This is a genomic window from Pseudomonas sp. S60 (genome assembly GCF_016647865.1).
Taxonomy (GTDB): domain Bacteria; phylum Pseudomonadota; class Gammaproteobacteria; order Pseudomonadales; family Pseudomonadaceae; genus Aquipseudomonas; species Aquipseudomonas parafulva.
This window is the reverse complement of the sequence record NZ_JACVVH010000016.1, coordinates 73,129-93,713: the sequence shown is the minus strand read 5'-3', so window position 1 is coordinate 93,713 and position 20,585 is coordinate 73,129. Positions and strand designations below refer to the sequence as shown.

21 protein-coding genes are annotated in these 20,585 nt (G+C 60.7%); 18 read left to right on the top strand and 3 right to left on the bottom strand.

Annotation, left to right across the window (positions count from 1 at the left end; all coding sequences use genetic code 11):
* Nucleotides 1-19 precede the first annotated feature (19 nt).
* Nucleotides 20-433, bottom strand: a complete 414-nt coding sequence (locus IAE33_RS10410) for a PA0061/PA0062 family lipoprotein (RefSeq protein ID WP_201163436.1) — start codon at nucleotides 431-433, stop codon at nucleotides 20-22.
* A gap of 76 nt (nucleotides 434-509) precedes the next feature.
* On the opposite strand from IAE33_RS10410, the gene IAE33_RS10405 reads away from it, so the two are divergent.
* Nucleotides 510-1,601, top strand: coding sequence for an aminopeptidase (locus tag IAE33_RS10405; protein ID WP_201163454.1), 1,092 nt, complete (start codon nucleotides 510-512; stop codon nucleotides 1,599-1,601).
* Here IAE33_RS10405 and IAE33_RS10400 read toward each other — a convergent pair.
* Nucleotides 1,580-2,230 carry an HAD family hydrolase gene (locus IAE33_RS10400; RefSeq protein WP_028633151.1) on the bottom strand — a complete coding sequence of 217 codons (651 nt, stop codon included), beginning with the start codon at nucleotides 2,228-2,230 and terminating at the stop codon, nucleotides 1,580-1,582. The two genes, IAE33_RS10405 and IAE33_RS10400, sit on opposite strands and share 22 nt — an antisense overlap.
* Before the next feature lie 58 nt (nucleotides 2,231-2,288).
* Nucleotides 2,289-2,837, bottom strand: coding sequence for a gamma carbonic anhydrase family protein (locus IAE33_RS10395; protein ID WP_028633150.1), 549 nt, complete (start codon nucleotides 2,835-2,837; stop codon nucleotides 2,289-2,291).
* A gap of 102 nt (nucleotides 2,838-2,939) precedes the next feature.
* On the opposite strand from IAE33_RS10395, the gene prlC reads away from it, so the two are divergent.
* The 17 genes from prlC to IAE33_RS10310 all read left to right on the top strand — a co-directional run bounded on the left by prlC (nucleotide 2,940) and on the right by IAE33_RS10310 (nucleotide 20,538).
* Nucleotides 2,940-4,991 (top strand): oligopeptidase A, encoded by a 2,052-nt coding sequence (prlC, locus tag IAE33_RS10390; RefSeq protein WP_328804848.1) that lies wholly within the window; start codon nucleotides 2,940-2,942, stop codon nucleotides 4,989-4,991.
* Nucleotides 4,988-5,269 (top strand): YheV family putative zinc ribbon protein, encoded by a 282-nt coding sequence (locus IAE33_RS10385; RefSeq protein WP_028633148.1) that lies wholly within the window; start codon nucleotides 4,988-4,990, stop codon nucleotides 5,267-5,269. The genes prlC and IAE33_RS10385 overlap by 4 nt, the downstream gene beginning before the upstream one ends.
* 106 nt (nucleotides 5,270-5,375) lie before the next feature.
* Nucleotides 5,376-7,379: a M3 family metallopeptidase gene (locus IAE33_RS10380; protein WP_201163434.1), complete on the top strand. Its 2,004-nt coding sequence runs from the start codon at nucleotides 5,376-5,378 to the stop codon at nucleotides 7,377-7,379.
* A gap of 65 nt (nucleotides 7,380-7,444) precedes the next feature.
* Nucleotides 7,445-8,503 (top strand): PA0069 family radical SAM protein, encoded by a 1,059-nt coding sequence (locus IAE33_RS10375; RefSeq protein WP_201163433.1) that lies wholly within the window; start codon nucleotides 7,445-7,447, stop codon nucleotides 8,501-8,503.
* 559 nt (nucleotides 8,504-9,062) lie between these two features.
* Complete coding sequence (gene trbB, locus IAE33_RS10370; protein ID WP_156333194.1) at nucleotides 9,063-10,019, top strand: P-type conjugative transfer ATPase TrbB; 957 nt, start codon at nucleotides 9,063-9,065, stop codon at nucleotides 10,017-10,019.
* A 14-nt stretch (nucleotides 10,020-10,033) separates the two neighbouring features.
* Entirely contained in the window at nucleotides 10,034-10,432 is a 399-nt protein-coding gene (gene trbC / locus IAE33_RS10365; RefSeq protein ID WP_201163432.1) for a conjugal transfer system pilin TrbC, read from the top strand.
* Between the two features lie 3 nt (nucleotides 10,433-10,435).
* Nucleotides 10,436-10,747: a conjugal transfer protein TrbD gene (locus IAE33_RS10360; RefSeq protein WP_201163431.1), complete on the top strand. Its 312-nt coding sequence runs from the start codon at nucleotides 10,436-10,438 to the stop codon at nucleotides 10,745-10,747.
* Nucleotides 10,744-13,302, top strand: coding sequence for a VirB4 family type IV secretion/conjugal transfer ATPase (locus IAE33_RS10355; protein WP_201163430.1), 2,559 nt, complete (start codon nucleotides 10,744-10,746; stop codon nucleotides 13,300-13,302). The genes IAE33_RS10360 and IAE33_RS10355 overlap by 4 nt, the downstream gene beginning before the upstream one ends.
* The gene (locus tag IAE33_RS10350) at nucleotides 13,299-14,057 is read left to right on the top strand and encodes a VirB8/TrbF family protein (RefSeq protein ID WP_201163429.1); all 759 of its coding nucleotides are present in this window, start codon (nucleotides 13,299-13,301) and stop codon (nucleotides 14,055-14,057) included. Before IAE33_RS10355 ends, IAE33_RS10350 begins: the two co-directional genes overlap by 4 nt.
* A gap of 10 nt (nucleotides 14,058-14,067) precedes the next feature.
* The gene (gene trbG, locus IAE33_RS10345) at nucleotides 14,068-14,958 is read left to right on the top strand and encodes a P-type conjugative transfer protein TrbG (RefSeq protein ID WP_201163428.1); all 891 of its coding nucleotides are present in this window, start codon (nucleotides 14,068-14,070) and stop codon (nucleotides 14,956-14,958) included.
* Between the two features lie 2 nt (nucleotides 14,959-14,960).
* Nucleotides 14,961-15,404 (top strand): conjugal transfer protein TrbH, encoded by a 444-nt coding sequence (locus tag IAE33_RS10340; RefSeq protein ID WP_236403921.1) that lies wholly within the window; start codon nucleotides 14,961-14,963, stop codon nucleotides 15,402-15,404.
* Nucleotides 15,405-15,485: 81 nt separating this feature from the next.
* A complete protein-coding gene (locus IAE33_RS10335) occupies nucleotides 15,486-16,808 on the top strand; it encodes a TrbI/VirB10 family protein (RefSeq protein WP_328804846.1) in 1,323 nt (440 codons plus the stop codon).
* 22 nt (nucleotides 16,809-16,830) lie between these two features.
* Nucleotides 16,831-17,610 (top strand): P-type conjugative transfer protein TrbJ, encoded by a 780-nt coding sequence (gene trbJ, locus IAE33_RS10330; RefSeq protein WP_201163426.1) that lies wholly within the window; start codon nucleotides 16,831-16,833, stop codon nucleotides 17,608-17,610.
* Nucleotides 17,611-17,620: 10 nt separating this feature from the next.
* Complete coding sequence (gene trbK / locus IAE33_RS10325; protein WP_236406350.1) at nucleotides 17,621-17,866, top strand: entry exclusion lipoprotein TrbK; 246 nt, start codon at nucleotides 17,621-17,623, stop codon at nucleotides 17,864-17,866.
* A gap of 15 nt (nucleotides 17,867-17,881) precedes the next feature.
* Nucleotides 17,882-19,597 (top strand): P-type conjugative transfer protein TrbL, encoded by a 1,716-nt coding sequence (trbL, locus tag IAE33_RS10320; protein ID WP_201163425.1) that lies wholly within the window; start codon nucleotides 17,882-17,884, stop codon nucleotides 19,595-19,597.
* A gap of 15 nt (nucleotides 19,598-19,612) precedes the next feature.
* Complete coding sequence (locus IAE33_RS10315; protein ID WP_236406347.1) at nucleotides 19,613-19,921, top strand: TrbM/KikA/MpfK family conjugal transfer protein; 309 nt, start codon at nucleotides 19,613-19,615, stop codon at nucleotides 19,919-19,921.
* Between the two features lie 11 nt (nucleotides 19,922-19,932).
* A complete protein-coding gene (locus IAE33_RS10310) occupies nucleotides 19,933-20,538 on the top strand; it encodes a transglycosylase SLT domain-containing protein (protein WP_201163424.1) in 606 nt (201 codons plus the stop codon).
* Nucleotides 20,539-20,585: the final 47 nt, after the last annotated feature.

Sequence of the window (20,585 nt, the reverse complement as noted above, 5' to 3'; positions counted from 1 at the left end):
CATAGCGCCGTTGCGCGCTTCAGGTACGTTGGCAACCCGCTGGCAGCCCTTGGCCTACCAGTTTTTGCTGGTGGTCATACAGTTTTACCCACGGCCTGAAGCCAATGCTGCCCGCCTGCAACTGGTAACGCTGGCCGGCATTGAAGTCGTTGAATGCCAGCTTGACCTGGCAATCCCGCCACAGCGGCTCCTTCACAGGCCCGATATTGCTGGGCGTGACCGGGAACTGATAGCGCACCGTCAGCTCATGGTTACCAGGCTGCACTTCGAAGTAGCGGCTGTCGGCCCAATCGTGCTCATCTACCTGGAGCGCATCAAGGGACGTATCCTTGCGGGGTTCGAGGTCGATCCAGGCCTGGTTCGGGTCAGGGTCCGGCAAGGTGGAGCAGGCCGAAACCATCAGCAGTGACCCAGCAACCCATAGTGCACGCATGGCGAATTTCCCCTTTGGCGAGATAGTCTTCAGGCAAACAGGCCGTGAGTGAATCAGGATGGTTGAACGTTCATATTTGCAGCGCTCAGGCCCTGGGCCACTCGACCGCGTTTTCGCCCTGTTGGTTCCGCTGTTGGCAGCTGCTCTGCTGAACGGCTGCACCAGTGCCCGCTATTACGGCCAACTGGCCGAGGGGCAGTGGGCGCTGTTGCGCGCGCGCCAGCCGGTGGCACAGGTGGTGGCTGACCCCGCCACACCTGCAGCATTGCGCGCCCGCCTGCTGCACGCGCAGCAAGCGCGGGACTTCGCCAGCCAGCAGTTGCACCTGCCCGACAACCGCAGTTACCGGGTGTACGCCAACCTGGGCCGCCCGTTCGTGGTATGGAATGTGTTCGCCACCCCCGAGCTCTCGCTGCAACCTGTTACCCACTGTTTTCCAATCGCGGGCTGCGTGGCCTATCGGGGCTACTATCGCCAGGGCGCCGCCCGTGGAGCGGCGGCGTTGATGCGCGAGCAGGGTCTGGATGTGTATGTCGGCGGCGTCGAGGCTTATTCGACACTGGGCTGGTTCGACGACCCGATCCTGTCCTCCATGGTGGGTTGGAGCGATGAGCGGCTGGCCACGCTGATTTTCCACGAGCTGGCCCACCAGCGTGTCTACGTGCAGGATGACACCGCGTTCAACGAGTCATTTGCGACCTTCGTCGAGCAGCAAGGCACGCGCCAATGGCGGCTGGCAAGGGGGCTTGCGGCCGATGGCGAACAGCAGGGGCAGCAGCGTGAGCAGTTCATCCGCCTGGTGCTGGCCAGCCGCAAGCGCCTGCAGGCCATTTACAGTGGCCCGCTGGACGATGTGCACAAGCGCTTGGCCAAACAGGCCGAATTCCAGCGCCTGAGGCGCGAATACCGGCAACTGCGTGACAGCCAGTGGTCAGGCGACACCCGCTACGACGCCTGGGTATACGCCCCGCTGAACAACGCCAAGCTCCTGCCGTTTGGGCTGTATGACCAGTGGGTGCCCGCATTTACCGCGTTGTTTCAGAAAGTAAACGGCGACTGGGCCCGTTTTTATCTGGAAGTCGAGCACCTGGCACGCCTGCCTGCAGCGGCCAGAACAGCCGCACTACAGCAGCTGATGCCCGCCGCTCAGGCCTTGACGAACGCCTGATGCATCTCGGCCAGCGTGGCGAAGTGGAACGCAGGCGACTCGGCCATCAGCTCCTGCTGGCTACCAAAGCCATACCCCACCGCCACGGCCTGCACCCCGTTGCTGCGTGCCCCGATCAGGTCATGCTTGCGGTCGCCGATCATCAGCGTTTGTGCCGGGTCCAGGCCTTCTTCGTCCAACAGATGGCGAATCAGCTCGACCTTGTTGGTGCGGGTGCCGTCCAGCTCGCTGCCGTAGATCACTTTGAAATGGCGGTCGAACGCAAAGTGCCGGGCAATTTCGCGGGCGAATTCCCAGGGTTTGGAGGTGGCGATGAACAGGGTTCGCCCCTGCGCATTCAGGGCCTCGAGCAACTCGGGCACGCCCTCGAACACCTGGTTTTCGTATAGCCCGGTCACGCGGAAGCGTTCCCGGTAAAAGTTGACCGCCTCCCAGGCCTTGGCTTCGTCGAATTCATAGAACTGCATGAATGCCTGCAGCAGCGGCGGGCCGATGAAGTGCTCCAGGCGCACCAGGTCGGGTTCATCGATACCCAGCTTGGCCAACGCGTACTGGATGGAGCGGGTGATGCCCAGGCGCGGGTCGGTGAGGGTGCCGTCGAGGTCGAACAGGATGTTTTGTTGGTGCATGTATACCGTTCCGCTTGTGTACTTTATGGCGTTTTTCGCAGGTAAACCTGCGAAGCGGTCATTCGGGTTGGTCGTAGCCTTCGGCCAGGTGCTGGTCCTTGAGCTTCACATAGTTGCCCGCGCTGTAGGAAAAGAACGCGCGCTCCTGATCGTTCAGCAGCCGTGCCTGCTTCACCGGGCTGCCCATGTACAGATAGCCGCTGACCAGCCGCTTGCCCGGTGGCACCAGGCTACCGGCACCGATGATGACTTCGTCCTCGACGATGGCACCGTCCATGATGGTGCTGCCCATCCCCACCAGAATGCGATTGCCCAGGGTGCAGCCATGCAACATGACCTTGTGGCCGATGGTGACTTCGTCGCCGATGATCAGCGGGAAGCCATCCGGGTTGAACGGGCCGGCGTGGGTGATGTGCAGCACGCTGGCGTCCTGCACGCTGGTGCGCGCGCCGATGCGGATGCGGTGCATGTCGCCCCTGACCACCGTCATGGGCCACACCGAGCTGTCCTCACCGATCTCCACGTCCCCCAGCACCACCGCCGAGCGGTCCACGAAGGCCCTGGCGGCGAGCCTTGGCGTATGTTGCCGGAAACTTCGAATGGCCATGATAGCCTCCCTCATCTGTGCCGATAGGCTGGCTGCCTGCTGCGGTCGGCGTCGATTGTAATTAAGATGGGGCAGTGTTTCTTCTGCCAAGGTATCCAAACCGTGACTGCGAACAACCCGCTTCTGCAATCCCACGATCTGCCGCCCTTCTCGCAAATCCGTGCCGAACACGTGTTGCCGGCGATCGAAGCGATCCTGGCCGACAACCGTACAGCTATTGCCCAGATCCTGGAAACCCAGGGCAGCAACCCCACCTGGGCCGGCCTGGTACTGGCCATGGACGAACTCAACGACCGCCTGGGTGCGGCCTGGAGCCCGGTCAGCCACCTGAATGCGGTGTGCAACAGCCCGGAGCTGCGCGAGGCCTATGAGGCGTGCCTGCCGGCGCTGAGCGCCTATGCCACCGAGCTGGGGCAGAACCGTGCCCTGTTCGACGCCTACCAGGCGTTGGCTGCAAGCCCTGAGGCCAGCGGCTTCGACGTGGCGCAAAAAACCATCCTTGAGCATGCGCTGCGTGACTTCCGCCTGTCGGGTATCGACCTGCCTGCAGACCAGCAGCAGCGTTACGCCCAGGTGCAAAGCAAGCTCAGCGAGCTGGGCAGCCGCTTCTCCAACCAGCTGCTCGATGCCACCCAGGCGTGGAGCAAGCACGTTACCGACGAAGCGGCCCTGGCCGGGCTGACCGACTCTGCCAAGGCGCAGATGGCTGCGGCTGCCCAGGCCAAGGGGCTCGATGGCTGGCTGATCACCCTGGAGTTCCCCAGCTACTACGCGGTGATGACCTACGCCAGCGACCGCGCACTGCGCGAAGAACTGTATGCCGCCTACTGCACCCGTGCCTCGGACCAGGGCCCGAATGCCGGCCAGTTCGACAATGGCCCGGTGATGCAGCAGATTCTTGACCTGCGCCAGGAGCTGGCCGAGCTGCTGGGCTACAAGAACTACGCAGAGCTGAGCCTGGCCACCAAAATGGCCGAGTCCAGCGACCAGGTGCTGAGCTTCCTGCGCGACCTGGCCAAGCGCTCCAAGCCATTCGCCGCCCAGGACCTCGCCCAGCTCAAGGCCTACGCGGCCGAGCAGGGTTGCCCCGAGCTGGCCAGTTGGGACGCCGGTTACTTTGGCGAGAAACTGCGCGAGCAGCGCTACAGCGTGTCCCAGGAAGCGCTGCGCGCCTACTTCCCCATCGACAAGGTGCTGGGTGGCCTGTTCAGCATCGTGCAGCGCCTGTACGGCATTGAAATCGCCGAGCTCAAGGGCTTCGATGCCTGGCACTCGGATGTTCGCCTGTTCGAGATCAAGGAAAACGGCCAGCACGTGGGCCGCTTCTTCTTCGACCTGTATGCCCGCGCCAACAAGCGCGGGGGCGCCTGGATGGACGGTGCCCGCGACCGCCGCCGCACCGCAGGTGGCCAGTTGCAGAGCCCGGTGGCCAACCTGGTGTGCAACTTCACCCCCGCGGCGCCTGGCAAGCCGGCGTTGCTTACCCATGACGAAGTCACCACGTTGTTCCATGAATTCGGCCATGGCCTGCACCACCTGCTGACCCGCATCGAGCATGCCGGTGTGTCGGGTATCAACGGTGTGGCCTGGGATGCCGTGGAGCTGCCCAGCCAGTTCATGGAAAACTGGTGCTGGGAGCCTGAGGGCCTGGCGTTGATCTCCGGCCATTACGAAACCGGCGAAGCCCTGCCCCAGGACCTGCTGGCCAAGATGCTGGCGGCCAAGAACTTCCAGTCGGGCATGATGATGGTGCGCCAGCTGGAGTTCTCGCTGTTCGACTTTGAGCTGCACGCCAGCCATGGCGACGGCCGCACGGTGCTGCAGGTGCTCGAAGGTGTGCGCGACGAAGTCACGGTGATGCGCCCGCCTGCGTACAACCGCTTCCCCAACAGCTTTGCCCATATATTTGCCGGCGGCTATGCGGCGGGCTATTACAGCTACAAATGGGCTGAAGTGCTGTCGGCCGATGCGTTCTCGCGGTTCGAGGAAGAAGGCGTGTTCAATGCCGAAACCGGCCGTGCGTTCCGCGAGGCGATCCTGGCCCGGGGCGGCTCGCGTGCGCCAATGGTGCTGTTCGTCGACTTCCGTGGCCGTGAGCCGTCCATCGATGCACTGCTGCGCCACAGCGGCCTCAGTGAAGAAGCGGCCGCATGAGTGAGGATGCCGTGAACAAGACCAAGAAGCGCTTCATTGCCGGGGCGGTATGCCCGGCCTGCAGCGAGCCGGACAAGCTGATGATGTGGAACGAAGACGGCGTACCTCACCGTGAGTGCGTGGCCTGTGGCTTTACCGACACCCTCAACGAGCAGGGCCTGTCGGTGCCCAGGGAACTGGGCACTCGGGTGAACCACCAGGCGCCCAAGGCCGCGCCGGCGAAGGTCCAGACCGTGCAGTTCTTCCCCAACCCCAAGCTGAAAAAGCCTGCTGAATGATCGCCGTACTGCCCGGGCGCAACGCCCGGGTAGTAGTTAATCGCGCCCTTCCCCGCTTGCCCCGCTGCACGCTGGCACGTTCCTGAAAACGAGCGAGTCAGAGCCTATGAGCAACCCCCTTCTGCAAGGCAGCGGTTCCGCTGTCGACTATCACGCTATCACCCTCGAAAACATGCAGGCCGCGTTCGACCATGTGCTGCATACCTATGGCCAGGGCGTTGAGCGGGTCATCGAACACCAGCAGGCCCTGCCCACCTGGGACGATCTGGTCCTGGCGGTCGACGGCCTGGATGCACAGCTACTGGGCGTGTTCTACGCAGCCTCGCCGTTGATAGGCAAGGATGCGGCATGGGCCGACGCTATTGTGCAGTTCTACCTCAACATGAATGCAGCCCTGAATACCCGGTATGGCAATGGCCGGCTGTTCGCGCTTTACGACCGGTTGGCTGCCAGCAACGTGGGGCGCAACCTCGATGCTCAGCAACGGGCTACGTTGCGCTGGCACCTTGAAAAGTTTCGTATCAGCGGGGCTTCCCTGTCGGCGCCGCACAAGCAACGGCTGCAACAATTGCAAGAGCAGATTATGGCGCTGGAGGAAGCGTTCCTGGGCAACATGGCAAGGCCGGGGCTGCTGATCGACAGCGTCGACCAACTGCGTGGCATTGCCGAACGGGGCCTGGCCGAGCTGGCGCTGCAAGCCCAGCAAAACGGTAGCGTAGGCTGGTTGATCCCATGTGAAGCCTGGGCCACCGACAAGGTGCTGGAAGAAGCCCTCGACCGGACTGTTCGCGAGCGTGCCTACCGCGCTTACCATGAGCGCGGTGTGCACACCGACCCTGAAAAAGACAACGCCAGCGTTTTGCAGCGTCTGGCAGCCTTGCGTCATGAGCGGGCGCAACTGCTCGGCTTCAGCAGCCACATGGCGCTGAGCCTGCAGCGCAAGAGCGCAGGCTCGGAGCAACAGGTGCGCCAGTTTCTACAGGCGTTGGCGGGCGGCATCGCACCTGCCGTGTTGCGCTGGCGTGCCGGGCTTGAGGCTGCGGCCCAGGCAGCGGGGCTTGAACAAGCCCAGCCCTGGGACAGGGATTTTCTGCAGGCGCAGGCCCGAAACGCTGCCCGGGTGCTGTCCAATGACGCCGTGCGCGAGTTCTTCCCGCTCAGCGCGGTGGTCCGGGCTTTGCTCCAATTGGCGCAGCAGTTGTTCGGCCTGGAACTGCGCGCCGTGCGCTTACCTGCCTGGCATCCGAGCGTGCTCACGTTCGAGGCCTGGCAGGACCATGCGCTGCTCGGCCTGTTCTACCTCGACGCCGTTCAGCACCCTGGCAAGCAACCCGATGCCGTGTACACCACCTATGTACATAACCGCCGCGTGGATGCCGAGGGTATCTACCAGCAGGCCGTGGTGATGATGTACAGCGACATCCCACCGGTCCCCGAGGGTGACGAGCCCCTGCTGGACCACCGCGCCATGCGCAAAGTGTTCCATGAGTTTGGCCATGCCCTGCACCACCTACTGGTGCGTACGGGCAACCAGGTGCTGTCCAGTGTCAGCGAGCTGGGCACCGACGGCACCGAATTGCTGGGTAAGCTGTTCGAGCGCTGGGTCTGGAACGTGGATTACCTGGTGGCTATTTCGGCGCATCACCTTGATGACCGCCGCATCAGCCACGGGCAGATGCAGCGCTGCATCGAGCGCTACCAGCGTGAAGCCGTCGGCGAAACAGCACGCGACCTGAGCCTGGCATTGTTCGACCTGGATCTGCATGCCAACCCGAATGACGGCACAACCGTGCGCCAGCGGCTTGAGCTCGCCCGCGAGCAATGTAGCTACTGGCCACTTGCCGCGTTTGAACACCCGGCTCACGCTTTCGATTACCTGGTCACTGGCTATGATGCGGGTTACTACGCCTACCTCTGGGCTGACGCCTGTGCGATGGACATCTTCGCCCGCTTCGAGCAGGTGGGCCTGCTTGATCGCACCACCGGTCAGGCACTTCACCAGGCAGTGATCGCCCCCGGCGCCTCACGCCCCTTGCATGAGGGATTGCAGGTGTTTCTGGGGCGCAAGCCAAGTGTGCAGCCGTATCTTCGGTGGCATGGCGTGGAGTGACGAGAGGGGATGGTCACCGCCGACTTATCCGATTACTGTATATAAATACAGTAAGGATTATTGTCATGATTCCTCCATCAGCGCAAAAGGGTCGGGGCACCGCGTGCAACCCGCATAACCGCTTCGCTTCCCACCAGTCGGTGATGGAGGATGATGGCTGGCACCAGGAAGTGCCGCCAACCCAAGGCACGGAGGTACGGGTAGAAATCGCCAAAACGGTGATCAGCCGCAATACCTCCCCCGACCTGCCTTTCGATCGCTCCATCAACCCCTACCGGGGCTGCGAGCACGGCTGTATCTACTGCTACGCCCGGCCCTCGCATGCCTATTGGGACCTCTCCCCCGGGCTGGACTTCGAAACCAAGCTGATTGCCAAGACCAACGCCGCCGAGGTGCTGGCGCAGCAGTTGAGCAAGCCGGGGTATGTCTGCGCACCCATCAACCTGGGGTCCAACACTGACCCTTACCAGCCCATCGAACGGGAGCAGATGCTCACCCGGCGGCTGCTGGAGGTGCTGCTGCGCTTTCGCCACCCGGTCACCATCGTCACCAAGGGTGCTTTGATTCTGCGAGACCTGGACCTGCTGGCAGAAATGGCCAGCCTGCGGTTGGTACGGGTGATGATCAGCCTCACCACGCTGGACGCCGACCTCAAGCGGGTACTCGAGCCAAGGGCCGCCTCCCCGAATGCACGGTTGCGGGCGATACGGGTGCTGCGCGAGGCAGGTATCCCCGTGGGGGTGCTGTGTTCGCCAATCATCCCGATGATCAACGACAGCGAACTGGAGCACCTGCTGGAGGCCGCCAGGCAGGCCGGTGCGCAAAGTGCTGCCTACATGATGCTGCGCCTGCCACTGGAGGTGGCACCGTTGTTCGAGCAGTGGTTGCAGGACCACTACCCGCAGCGTGCCAGCCATGTACTAAGCCTGATTCGGCAAAGCCGAGGGGGTGAACTGTATGACAGCCGCTTTGGCACGCGGATGCGAGGTGAGGGGATTTTTGCCGAAATGCTGGCGCAGCGCTTCGCCAAGACCGTGCGCAGGCTGAACTTCGAGGGGCGGGACGCGCAGGTGCTTGACTGTTCACTTTTCAGCCCGCCTGGAGAGCAGCTGATATTATTTTGAACTTTTTAAAGACCACAATGTGCCGCGAAAGTGCGCAGTGATATCTAAGTGCCACTAAGCAGTGGCATATGGATGTCACCACGCGAAGTTTCCCCAGAAATGCCGCCAGGAGGTAGCGCTTCGCAACATTTTTGTCATGCAAACAGCAAGAAATAACCACGCTTAATTGTGAAGTGGTTCTAATTTTTGTTGATTTGTTGAATAGACAAGATGGTGGCAATTAGCTGTCTTTTTTTTCCCGCTCAGGCGTGGATCCCATATGCGGCGCGTGTTTCAGCGATGCTGGTGCTTTCGCGTCAGGGCACGACCGTGCCAGTTTTGTAGGAAAATGCTTACATGGCTGTAGGAGATTAACCATTTCGTTAGCAATTGTTGCTCGGGTAACCTGCGCGCCTTTGTGAAGCCCCTCTCATATCTCGAACAAATATCCCCAGCGCAGGCGACTTGTTTCGAGTGCCGAGGGTCTTTGATTCATCGACGGTCTGAAGACCTGCTCGAACAGCGAGCTCTAATTGCCTGCCCAACCGGGGAGGTAATAGTTAATTCATGGACGATAAGTGTGGAAATTGCAGAAACTGCCAGCCTGAAAGATCGCGCCAAGAAAAAGCTGGAGCGCGATGCCGGCCCGCTCATAATCGATGCCCTCAACGATCCACAGACCGTCGAACTGATGTGCAATGGCGACGGCAAACTCTGGCTTGAGAAGCTGGGCCAGCCGATGAAGCACATCGGTGACCTGCGCCCGGCACAGGCCGAGTCCATCATCAAGACCGTGGCTGGCTTCCATGGCAAGGAAGTCACCCGCACCAAGCCTTTGCTCGAAGGTGAATGGCCGTTGGATGGCTCGCGCTTCGCTGGCCAGCTTCCGCCCGTCGTCCGCGCCGCCACGTTTGCGATCCGCAAAAAGGCAGTGGCTATCTATACGCTGGACCAGTACGTCGAATCCGCGATCATGACGCCCGCTCAGTGCGACTCCATCAAGCGCGCCATCCGTGAGCACCGCAACATCCTGGTGATCGGTGGTACCGGTACCGGCAAGACCACCCTGGTCAACGCAGTCATCAACGAGATGGTCATTGAGTTCCCCAGCGAGCGCGTGTTCATCATCGAGGACACCGGCGAGATCCAGTGTGCGGCGAAGAATTTCGTGCAGTACCACACCACTGTCGACGTCAGCATGACCCACCTGCTCAAGACCTCGCTGCGTATGCGCCCTGATCGCATCCTGGTGGGCGAGGTGCGCGGTGAAGAGGCACTCGACCTGATCGATGCCTGGAACACCGGCCACCCGGGTGGCGCCGCGACCTTGCACGCCAACAGCGCCAGCGAAGGGCTGACCCGTCTGAAATCCCTGGTTTCCCGCAACAAGTCGGCCCCGGCCGACATCGAGCCGCTGATTGGCGAAGCGGTTCACGTCGTCATTTCCATCGCCAGAACCCCAGAAGGCCGCCGCATCCAGGAGATCCTCGAGGTTTCCGGGTATGAGGATGGCCGTTACATCACACGTAACCTTTAAGGAAACCACTGCTCATGCAAGCTATCTCGCTGCCCCGTTTCAACGCCCAAACGTTTGGCTATCTGGCCCTCTGCCTGCTGATGCTGTACGTGATGGTTACCCCGGAAAACGCTTTTGCATCCACCGCAGGCAGCGGCACGCTGCCCTATGAGAGCTGGTTGGAATCGCTGCGTAAGTCGGTAACGGGGCCGGTTGCCTTCGCGCTGTCGATCATTGGCATCGTTGTCGCTGGCGGCGTGTTGATCTTTGGTGGCGACCTGAACGGCTTCTTCCGCACCCTGATCTTCCTGGTGCTGGTAATGGCACTGATCGTGGGCGCCAACAACATCATGAGTAGCTTCTTCGGCACCAGTGCCGAGCTGGCCCAGTGGCTGCCAGTGATCGATTCCAGCCTGGCCCAAGGGCAGGTCTGAATCATGGCGCTGCGCACCATCCCCATCCGTCGTGCGGGCAACCGCGACAACCTGTTCATGGGCGGTGACCGCGAGCTGGTGATGTTCTCCGGCCTGCTGGCTTTCGCCCTGATCTTCAGCGCCCAGGAACTGCGCGCCACGATAGTCGGGCTGGTGCTGTGGTTTACCGGGCTGTTCATTCTGCGGGTGATGGCCAAGGCCGACCCGAAGATGCGCCCGGTGTACCTGCGTCATCGACGCTACAAGTCGTACTACCCGGCGCGTAGCACTCCGTATAGGGACAATCCTCCAAGTCAGGGAAATCAATACAAATGATCGAAGGTATTGCGTATGCCATCGCAGCCCTCGGTGCCTTGCTGGTCCTGCTGCTGGTCCAGCGTCTACTGCAGGTCGATGCCGAGCTCAAGCTGAAGAAGCACCGCTCGAAAGATGCCGGCCTGTCGGACCTGCTGAACCATGCGGCGCTGGTCGACGACGGCGTGATGGTGGGCAAGAACGGCGCCTTCATGGCGTCCTGGCTGTACCGCGGCGACGATAACGCCAGCAGCACCGAAGCCCAGCGCGAGCTGGTATCGCTTCGCATCAACCAGGCCCTGGCCGGGCTGGGCAGCGGCTGGATGATTCATGTCGATGCAGTGCGGCGCCCGGCGGTCAACTATTCCAGCCGAGGCTTTTCGCATTTCCCTGATCGGCTTACCGAGGCGATGGACGAAGAGCGCCGTGGCTTCTTTGAGTCCCTGGGCTCGCTCTACGAAGGTTATTTCGTTCTGACCTTGACGTTCTTCCCGCCGATGTTGGCGCAGCAGAAATTCGTCGAGTTGATGTTCGACGACGATACGCCACCGCCTGACCACAAGGCGCGTACGCGCAACCTCATCGAGCAGTTCAAGCGCGATTGCATGGGCGTAGAAGGCAGCCTGTCTTCGGTGCTGAAGCTCACCCGCCTGAAAGCCAACGCGCTGGTGACCGAAGAGGGTGCTCAGATCACCCATGATGACTTGCTGAGCTGGGTGCAGTTTTGTATCACGGGCATCAGCCAGCCGGTGCAATTGCCCAGCAACCCCATGTACCTGGATGCCATTCTTGGCGGCAAGGAACTGTGGGGCGGTGTGGTGCCAAAAATCGGCCGCAACTTTATTCAAGTGGTGGCAATCGAGGGGTTCCCACTGGAGTCGGCGCCCGGTGTGCTGGCCGCGTTGGCCGAACTGCCGTGCGAGTACCGCTGGAACAGCCGCTTCATCTTCATGGATACGCACGAAGCAGTGCAGCACCTGGAAAAGTACCGCAAAAAATGGAAACAGAAGGTCCGCGGCTTCTTCGACCAGGTATTCAACACCAACAATGGCAACATCGACCAGGATGCACTCTCGATGGTGCAGGATGCCGCTGACGCGATTGCCGAGGTCAATAGTGGCTTGGTCGCGCAGGGTTACTACACCAGCGTGGTAGTGCTGATGGACGAAGACCGTCAGCAGCTTGAAGAGGCTGCACGCAGCGTCGAAAAAGCCATCGAACGCTTGGGCTTCGCCGCCCGCATCGAAACTATCAACACCTTGGATGCCTTCTTCGGCAGCCTTCCCGGTCACGGTGTGGAAAACGTCCGTCGGCCGTTGATCAATACGCTCAACCTGGCTGACATGCTGCCCACCAGCAGCATTTGGACAGGCAGTGCCGAAGCGCCGTGCCCGCTCTACCCGCCATTGTCACCGGCGCTGATGCACTGCGTAACCAGCGGGGCCACACCATTCCGCCTGAACCTGCACGTGCGTGACCTGGGCCACACCTTCATGTTCGGCCCGACCGGTGCGGGCAAGTCCACGCACTTGGCGCTGATCGCCGCCCAGTTGCGTCGTTACAAGGGCATGTCGATCTTCGCCTTCGACAAGGGTATGTCCATGTACCCGCTGGCGGCCGGTATTCGTGCCGAGAGCAACGGCGAGTCCGGTCGCCACTTCACCGTGGCAGCAGACGATGAGCGCCTGGCCTTCTGCCCGCTGCAGTTCCTCGAGACCAAGGGCGACCGCGCCTGGGCCATGGAATGGATGGACACCATCCTGGCGCTCAACGGCCTGGAAACCACCGCTGCGCAGCGTAACGAAATCGGCCACGCAGTAATGAGCATGTACCGTGACGGTTCGCGCACGTTGTCTGAATTCTGCCTGGTGGTACAGGACGAAAGCGTGCGGGAAACCCTGCGCCAGTACACGGTCGACGGCACCATGGGTCACCTGCTTGATGCGGATGAGGATGGCCTGGCCCTGTCCGATTTCACTGTGTTCGAGATCGAAGAGCTGATGAACCTGGGCGACAAGTACGCCCTGCCGGTACTGCTGTACCTGTTCCGCCGCATCGAGTGCGCCCTCAAGGGCCAGCCGGCGGTAATCATTCTTGACGAAGCCTGGCTGATGCTCGGCCACCCGGCCTTCCGCGAGAAGATTCGCGAGTGGCTCAAGGTTCTGCGTAAAGCCAACTGCCTGGTGCTGATGGCTACCCAAAGCCTCTCGGACGCCGCCAACTCGGGCATCCTCGATGTCATCGTCGAGTCGACGGCCACCAAGATCTTCCTGCCCAACGTGTATGCCCGTGACGAAGACACCTCGTTGTTGTACCGGCGCATGGGGCTGAACGCGCGCCAGATCGAGATCCTCGCCACCGCCGTGCCCAAGCGCCAGTACTACTACGTATCGGAAAACGGCCGTCGTCTCTACGACCTTGCCCTTGGCCCACTGGCCCTGGCCTTTGTCGGCGCATCCGACAAAGAGTCTGTGGCTGCGATCAAGCGCCTGGAAGCCAAGTACGGCAATGGCTGGGTGAACGAATGGCTGGCCGCCCGTGGCCTCAGACTGAATGATTATGGAGTGGCCGCATGAGCCTCGCTGAACGCTTGAAGGCGATGGTGCAAAAACGCCCCGCCGAATCTGCAGAACCTGGCATGAGCTCCCCGTCGCCGAAAGGCGCGGCGCTTGATAACCCGTACCTGACCGCCCGACGCACCTGGAACGATCACGTTGGCAGCGTAGTGACCTCGCGCCTGATGTGGCAGGTGGTCGCCATCCTGTCGATGATGATTGCGCTGGCTTGCGTCGGTGGGCTGATCCACATCGGCAGCCAGTCCAAGTTCGTGCCCTACGTGGTCGAAGTGGACAAGTTGGGCCAGCCGCTGGCGGTAGCGCCGGCGCAAGTAGCGCAGGCGGTCGACCAGCGTGTGGTGAAATCCCAGGTGGCCGGCTTCATCGCCGATGCCCGTACCGTTACCCCCGACGTAGCCCTGTTGCGCAAGTCGATCTTCCGCATCTATGCCTTGCTCGGGCAGAACGACCCGGCCACGCAAAAAATGAACGAATGGCTGAACGGCACCAAGGAATCGAGCCCGTTCGTGCGCGCCGCGGACGAAACCGTCAGTGTCGATATCCGCTCGGTCATGCAGCAGACGCCCGAGACCTGGCAGGTGGACTGGGAAGAAATTACCCGTGACCGCCAAGGCCTGGTCAAGAGCAAGGCCAACTGGCGTGCCCTGGTGACCACTTACATCGCCGAACCCACCACTCAAACCAGCGAAGAGCAACTACGGATGAACCCGATCGGGACCTATGTGCGCGACTTCTCCTGGTCCAAGCAACTTTGAAGGACCGACCATGAACCGTTATCTTTGCGCTTTGCTCGCCGCCGCACTGCCTGCGTTCGTTCAGGCCGCGCCCGGCACCAGTCAGGCTGACCTGTATTTCTCCGACGCCAACCCTACCCTGACCCCGCAGGAAAAGGCCGCCCTGGCCATTTCCCAGCGCTGGCAGCAGGCCAGTGCCACTGGCATCAAACCGGTGGACGGTGGTGACGGTACCGCGCGCTTTATCTTCGGTGCACAGCAGCCGAGCGTCGTCTGCGCAGTACTGCAGGTGTGTGACATCGCCCTGCAGGCCGGCGAACAGGTCAACTCGATCAACCTGGGCGACACCGCACGCTGGACCGTCGAGCCTGCCATCACTGGCGCCGGCCCGAGCGAAGTGCAGCACCTGATCATCAAGCCCATGGATGTGGGCCTGGAAACGTCGCTGGTGGTGACCACCAACCGCCGCACCTACCACTTCAAGCTGCGCTCGCACCGTACCCAGTACATGCCGCAAGTGGCCTTCACCTACCCGGAGGAAGCACTGGCCAAGTGGAACCTGATCAAGCAGCGCGAAACCACCGAACGCAAGCGCTCCACCATTCCCGAGACTGGCGAGTACCTGGGCAACCTAAGCTTCGACTACACCGTTGAGGGCGATACGTCCTGGAAGCCGGTACGGGTTTATAACGACGGCAGCAAGACCATCATCCAGATGCCGCAGACCGTTGCCCAGACCGAAGCACCGTCGTTGATGGTGGTGCGCAAGGACGGCGGCTGGTTCCGCGATGACGAGACGGTGATGGTCAACTACCGCGTTCAGGGTGACCGCTACATCGTCGACACCGTGTTCGACAAGGCCATCCTGATTGCCGGTGTCGGCAAGTCCCAGGACCGCATCACCATCAAGCGGGGGAAATGAGCATGCGCGCTTGCCTAGCACTGTTCGCCACCCTGTGGCTGGCTGCCTGCGCCAATGGGCCGTACGGCAACTTCGCCGAACGCACCTCGCCGGCAGTCAACCAGCAACTGGCGCAGGCCACCGTGCGCCAGCTGGCGGTGGTGCATCCGCCGGCCAGCACGCGCCTGCGCCTGGCCCAGGAAACCAACGACGGCTATGGCGTGGCGCTGTTGAGCACGCTGCGTGCGTCGGGTTATTCCGTGCAGGAGTTCGATCCCAAGGCGCAGCCTGCGCCTGTGGCACGCGGCGTGGTGCCGCCATTGCCGGTCAACTATGTAGTCGACACCCCCAAGGACACCCAGTTGATCCGGGTGATTCTGCGTGTCGGCCCAGAAACCCTGAGCCGTGCCTACGGTGTGCAGAACGACCGTCTGCTGGCCGCGGGTGCTTGGGTTCGCAAGGAGTAACGCGGCATGAGTAAAGCGAACGACGCCATGTCCCCAGACGCTTCCCCCGGCAAGCTGAACCGCAGCAGCGGTGTGCGCCGGGTGAACAACTGGCCGATGTACATCATCGGCGGTGCGGCTGCCATTTTTTTGCTGATCATGATCATGGTGGCATCGGATCGGGCCAACCAGCAGCATGAGCCTGAAGACAAGAAAAAGGAGAAAACCGGTAACAGCAGCCTGTTTGCCAATCAGATCAGCGGTATGGATTCTGATGGCATCATCCCAAGCAAGGCCGAGCCGCCTGTTGTACCGGCGCTGAATAACGCGCCTGTACAGGAACCAGAGCGTTTGCAGGTGGTGCGCCCGGACAACCTTGATGCGCCACCGTTGCCACCCCGTGGCGGGCAACCTGATATGAATGCCGAGGAGCTGGAGCGTATTCGGCGCATGAAAGCGCAGCAGTTCCAGGAGGCGGTACAAGCCAAGAGTACCGTTCAGGTTCAGGCGCCGCGCAGCGTCGGGTCCTCCCGCCCTGCAAACGGGCCGCTCGGGCCAGAGGACACGCTCGCGAATATTGCAGCTGCACGCCAACGTCTGTACGAGCAATCGCGTAGTGATCCCAACAGTGCCTTCCGAGCGCGACTGGCTGAATTGCGCCAGGGCGGTATGGGTACAGGTGGAGGCGGCGCCGATGGCCTTGGTGACACGCCTTTCCGTGCTGCCGCTTCAGCATCGCGCGAGAAGGGCTTCGATCAGTTCAACGGCGCTGACGGTGAAGACCGCTGGGCACTGGATGCCAAGCTGCAGGCGCCACGCAGCCCGTATGAGTTGCGTGCCGGCTTTGTGATCCCCGCCATGCTCGTATCCGGTATCAACTCTGACCTGCCGGGGCAGATCATTGGCCAGGTCACCCAAAGCGTTTACGACACGGCTACGGGTAAACATCTGCTCGTCCCGCAAGGTGCTCGGCTGGTCGGCTCCTACTCCAGCGATGTGGCCTACGGGCAGGCACGAGTACTCGTGGCTTGGCAGCGCATTGTCTTCCCAGACGGCAAGGCAATGGATATTGGCGCTATGCCAGGTGCCGACGGGATCGGCTATTCCGGCCTCAACGACAAGGTCAACAATCACTATGTGCGGGTGTTCGGGTCGGCATTGCTGATGTCAGGCGTGGTGGCGGGTATCAGCTTGAGCCAGGACCGTAATACCAATAGCAGCTTTGGTGGCGGCAACCAGCGCGAGAGTGCCAGCAGTGCCATGAGTGAGGCTTTGGGCCAACAGTTGGGCCAGGTCACGGCACAGATGATTGCTAAAAACCTGAATATCGCCCCGACCTTGGAAATTCGCCCAGGGTTCAGGTTCAACGTGATGGTGACCAAGGACCTGACGTTCTCCAAACCGTATCAAGCGTTTGACTACTGATGAAAAGCACAAGGAGAGGAATATGACTAAGCCTACCCTTTTAAAACCGGCTGTGGGGTTGCTGGCAGGTATCGGGTTCACCCTGCAGGCTTACGCGGGGATTCCCGTCATCGACGGCGCGAATGTCGCGCTCAATCAGGTGACTTCTATCGAGAGCATTGCGCAGACGGCAAAGCAGATCGAGGAATACGCCACGCAGATGAACCAGTACCGGACACAGTTGGACCAGTATGAAAATATGGTCAAGAATACGGTCGCCCCTGCTGCCTACATCTGGGATGAGGCCAATTCCACGATCAACAAGTTGATGCATGCGCAAGACATGCTTGACTACTACACCAATCAGGCGGGCAGCTTCGAGTCGTACCTGGATAAGTTCCAGGATACGAATTACTACAGAAGCTCGCCTTGTTTTGGCAGTGGTGGGTGTACAGCAGCCGATGAGGCGGCGCTGCAAAAACAGCAGGAGTTGGCCTCCACCTCCCAAAAAAATGCCAATGATGGGCTGTTTAAGAGCATCAAACAGCAGCAAGATAACCTGAAGTCCGATGCGCGCCAACTTGAGAGACTCCAGCAGGCTGCGACCACGGCCGATGGTCAGGTCAAAGCGATTCAATATGCCAATCAGCTCTCCAGTCAGCAAGCTAACCAGTTGCTGCAACTGCGTATGCTCATGCTGGCGCAACAGACAGCAGAAGCCAACCGTCATGCGGCTGAGCTTGATGAGCGGGCTCGCGGTGAAGCTCAAAATCGTCGGCTGACAGAGTGGACGTTTAAAAAGAGCCCTAAAGATGATTTTTAACGGAGGATGTATGAAATTTTTAAACTGTAGAGCAGGTGCATTGATGGCCTCTGCGGCCTTGTTGACAGGGTGCTTCAGCGAAACCGTCCCGCAAGCTACCGCAGAAAACTGCTCGCCCGTCATGTATGAAAAAGTATTGGCTGGGCTGTCTAAAGAGTCGAGCAAGAACGAGTTCAAAACAAACTGTCATAGTTTGCTAGAGTCCAAAAAATTGACGGATTGGACGTTTAAGAAAAGTCCGAAAGACGATTTCTAGTAAGGAATGGGCTACATGCTTGGTAAGCGTCGGGATTTGATTATAAATGCCTTGGTAATTTTCGCCATTTTGTCAGTCCCGACGCTTGCTCAGGCAGCAAGTGCCGAACTGGAAAGCTCGGGGATCATGAATGAGGTGCTTCATCGTTTTAATAATGCAACCAGCAAATGGTTACCCGCGATTCAGGCGGCTGCCGAGCGCCTATTTTTAGCACTGGCCGTCATCTCCATGGTCTGGACGTTCGGCTTGATGCTGATGAGAAAAGCAGACATTGGTGAATTTTTCGCAGAGTTCATCCGCTTTCTCGTGGTGTTCGGGTTCTTCTGGTGGCTGTTAACGAACGCAATGGGCGGCCTGCAACTTGCTGACACGATGGTAAAGTCGTTAAGTCAGTTAGGATCAACGGCGGGCAAACTCGGAACGACGGATCTTCAGCCTTCGAGTATCGTCGATTTAGGCTTTGAGCTCTATGATCGCACTGTAAAAGCGACGGATAAACTCAGCTGGTATCAAATGGGGCGCCAGATAACCATGGAGCTCATGGCGATCGTTGTATTGCTCGTCCTCGCTGTTGTAGGGATTAACCTGCTGGTCTTACTGGCGTCCAGTTGGTTTTTGCTGTATGCCGGTGTGTTCTTTCTGGGGTTTGGAGGGTCGCGCTGGACATCTGATATAGCGCTGAACTACTACAGGGCTGTGCTGGGCGTAGCCGCTCAGCTATTTGCCATGGTGCTTCTGATTGCCATCGGCAAAGATTTCATCGAAGAGTTCTCGAGTCGAATCAGTGAGAAGATGTCGGTGCAAGAGCTGGCTGTCATGCTCGTAGTTTCTGTTCTCCTGCTGTTACTAGTTAACAAGATCCCGCCGATGATTGCGTCGCTGGTTGGCGGCGCGGGTGGGGCATCCATGGGCATCGGCAACTTCAGTGCCGGCGCAATGGTTGGGGCAGCAACAACTGCCGTCTCAATGGCAGGCCAGGCTGCTTCGGCAATGGCCAGCGGTGGCGCAAGCATGGTTGGAGGCGCGCAGGCTGTCCATTCTGCATTCAAAGGTGCGCAGGCAAGCGTCGCTTCGGGCTCAGATATCGGCTCCCGTATGGCAGGGATGTTGGGTGGCGGTTCAGGCGGCGGCTCGGGCGGAGGTCAAAGTGGGGGGCAAGGCGGTGCGTCTGGCGGCTCTAGCTCCAGTCCATTAGGTTCCGTCATGGGGTTGTCCGCTGGCTCAGGTGGAGGCAGCGTACAAAGTGCCTCGTCGGGCGGTGGTGAGCAGTCTTCATCTGGCGGCGACAATGACGCTGGTGCTTCATCAGGTGGTGGTGCGCAGGACTCATCAGGTGATAGCGGCGCAGGCTCCGGAGGCGGTGACTCCGGCGGCACGGGGGGCGGCACCTCGGGCTCCGATCAGGGCGCATCCACTGCAAGTGGGTCTAGCTCCAAGGAAGGATCAAATCGCGATGGCGGCAGCGCTGACTCGTCTTCATCGAGCAAGCTGGGCACCGCCGGGCGCGTGGCATTGCAAACGGCAGCCAACCTCGCGTCTGGTGTGGGCCGCGCGGCGCAAGCCCGTATCGACCAAACGGCAGGTGGCCGGCTCGCCCACTCAATCGCTAACAGCGGTTCCAATGGCGGTAAGGCCCCCAGCGGAAACCTGGACACTCGGTCCAACAGCCGGGAGTTCAACCCTGACGCAGAAGTGAAGAGCTTCAGCGAACGTAAACAAGACCTTACCTGAGCCAGAGTACCATTCATGATTAACACCAAACGTTCATCTACTGCTCTTTTGGCTGCCGCGCTTGCCTTCATGCTTGCAGGGCCTGCTCAGGCAGGCGACCCGTGCGAAACAGTGCTGTGCATGTTCGGCAAGTTGAAAGGGGCTGGCGTGGTCGAAAACTGCGATGGGCCAGTTGCCGACTATTTCAACATCGTCAAAAAGAAGAAAGGCAAGATCAGGTTGGACCGCACGGCGGATGCCCGCCAGTCGTTCCTCGACAGTTGCCCTGACGCTGACCCCGACGCGACCAAGAAAATCAACAAAAAATTCGGCAAAGTGATCTAGGGCCTGCCGTCATGCCGATCGACGTCCCCCCGGTATTACCGCCACTGGATGAGCCAGTCGTCTGTTCCATCATGGCAGCCGTAAAATATGAGCTGCCCGTGAACATCGTGCTGGCAGTCGCGGCCCAGGAAGGCGGTAAGCCGGGCCAGTGGGTGCGCAACACCAACGGCACCTACGACGTGGGCCCCATGCAGTTCAATACCAGCTACCTGCGCGAGCTCTCGCGTTATGGCATCACCCCGCAGGACGTCGAGCAAGGCGGTTGCTACGCTTACGAGCTGGCCGCCTGGCGCTTGCGCGGCCATGTGCGCAACGACCGTGGCGACTTGTGGACGCGGGTGGCCAACTATCACTCGCGCACGCCCACCATCAACGCCCGCTATCGCCAGCAGGTGATGCGCCGCGCGGCCTGGTGGGCTGACTGGCTGGATGAGCGCTTTGCCACACAGCAGGTGGCGCAAGGCGCAGTGTTCTCCGGCGCCCCCAGCGAAACGCCGGCCTCGGCGGTTGAGACAACGACTGTAGCAAAGGCCACTGCAGAGCCGCGGGCTGTTACAACACAACCTGCTGCAACGTCAGCTTATGTGCCTCGCGGGCTTGTCATGGGGGGCAGGTGATGACTTTGGACTGGTACGGGCGCCGAGAAGAGGACGAGCATCGTTGC

Excerpts from the sequence above, each read along its gene's own strand:
- IAE33_RS10410 (WP_201163436.1), bottom strand. The coding sequence starts at position 433 with ATGCGTGCACTATGGGTTGCTGGGTCACTGCTGATGGTTTCGGCCTGC.
- IAE33_RS10400 (WP_028633151.1), bottom strand. The coding sequence starts at position 2,230 with ATGCACCAACAAAACATCCTGTTCGACCTCGACGGCACCCTCACCGAC.
- IAE33_RS10395 (WP_028633150.1), bottom strand. The coding sequence starts at position 2,837 with ATGGCCATTCGAAGTTTCCGGCAACATACGCCAAGGCTCGCCGCCAGG.
- IAE33_RS10385 (WP_028633148.1), top strand. The coding sequence starts at position 4,988 with ATGAGTGAGGATGCCGTGAACAAGACCAAGAAGCGCTTCATTGCCGGG.
- IAE33_RS10380 (WP_201163434.1), top strand. The coding sequence starts at position 5,376 with ATGAGCAACCCCCTTCTGCAAGGCAGCGGTTCCGCTGTCGACTATCAC.
- IAE33_RS10375 (WP_201163433.1), top strand. The coding sequence starts at position 7,445 with ATGATTCCTCCATCAGCGCAAAAGGGTCGGGGCACCGCGTGCAACCCG.
- trbC (WP_201163432.1), top strand. The coding sequence starts at position 10,034 with ATGCAAGCTATCTCGCTGCCCCGTTTCAACGCCCAAACGTTTGGCTAT.
- IAE33_RS10360 (WP_201163431.1), top strand. The coding sequence starts at position 10,436 with ATGGCGCTGCGCACCATCCCCATCCGTCGTGCGGGCAACCGCGACAAC.
- IAE33_RS10355 (WP_201163430.1), top strand. The coding sequence starts at position 10,744 with ATGATCGAAGGTATTGCGTATGCCATCGCAGCCCTCGGTGCCTTGCTG.
- IAE33_RS10350 (WP_201163429.1), top strand. The coding sequence starts at position 13,299 with ATGAGCCTCGCTGAACGCTTGAAGGCGATGGTGCAAAAACGCCCCGCC.
- trbG (WP_201163428.1), top strand. The coding sequence starts at position 14,068 with ATGAACCGTTATCTTTGCGCTTTGCTCGCCGCCGCACTGCCTGCGTTC.
- IAE33_RS10340 (WP_236403921.1), top strand. The coding sequence starts at position 14,961 with ATGCGCGCTTGCCTAGCACTGTTCGCCACCCTGTGGCTGGCTGCCTGC.
- trbJ (WP_201163426.1), top strand. The coding sequence starts at position 16,831 with ATGACTAAGCCTACCCTTTTAAAACCGGCTGTGGGGTTGCTGGCAGGT.
- trbK (WP_236406350.1), top strand. The coding sequence starts at position 17,621 with ATGAAATTTTTAAACTGTAGAGCAGGTGCATTGATGGCCTCTGCGGCC.
- trbL (WP_201163425.1), top strand. The coding sequence starts at position 17,882 with ATGCTTGGTAAGCGTCGGGATTTGATTATAAATGCCTTGGTAATTTTC.
- IAE33_RS10315 (WP_236406347.1), top strand. The coding sequence starts at position 19,613 with ATGATTAACACCAAACGTTCATCTACTGCTCTTTTGGCTGCCGCGCTT.
- IAE33_RS10310 (WP_201163424.1), top strand. The coding sequence starts at position 19,933 with ATGCCGATCGACGTCCCCCCGGTATTACCGCCACTGGATGAGCCAGTC.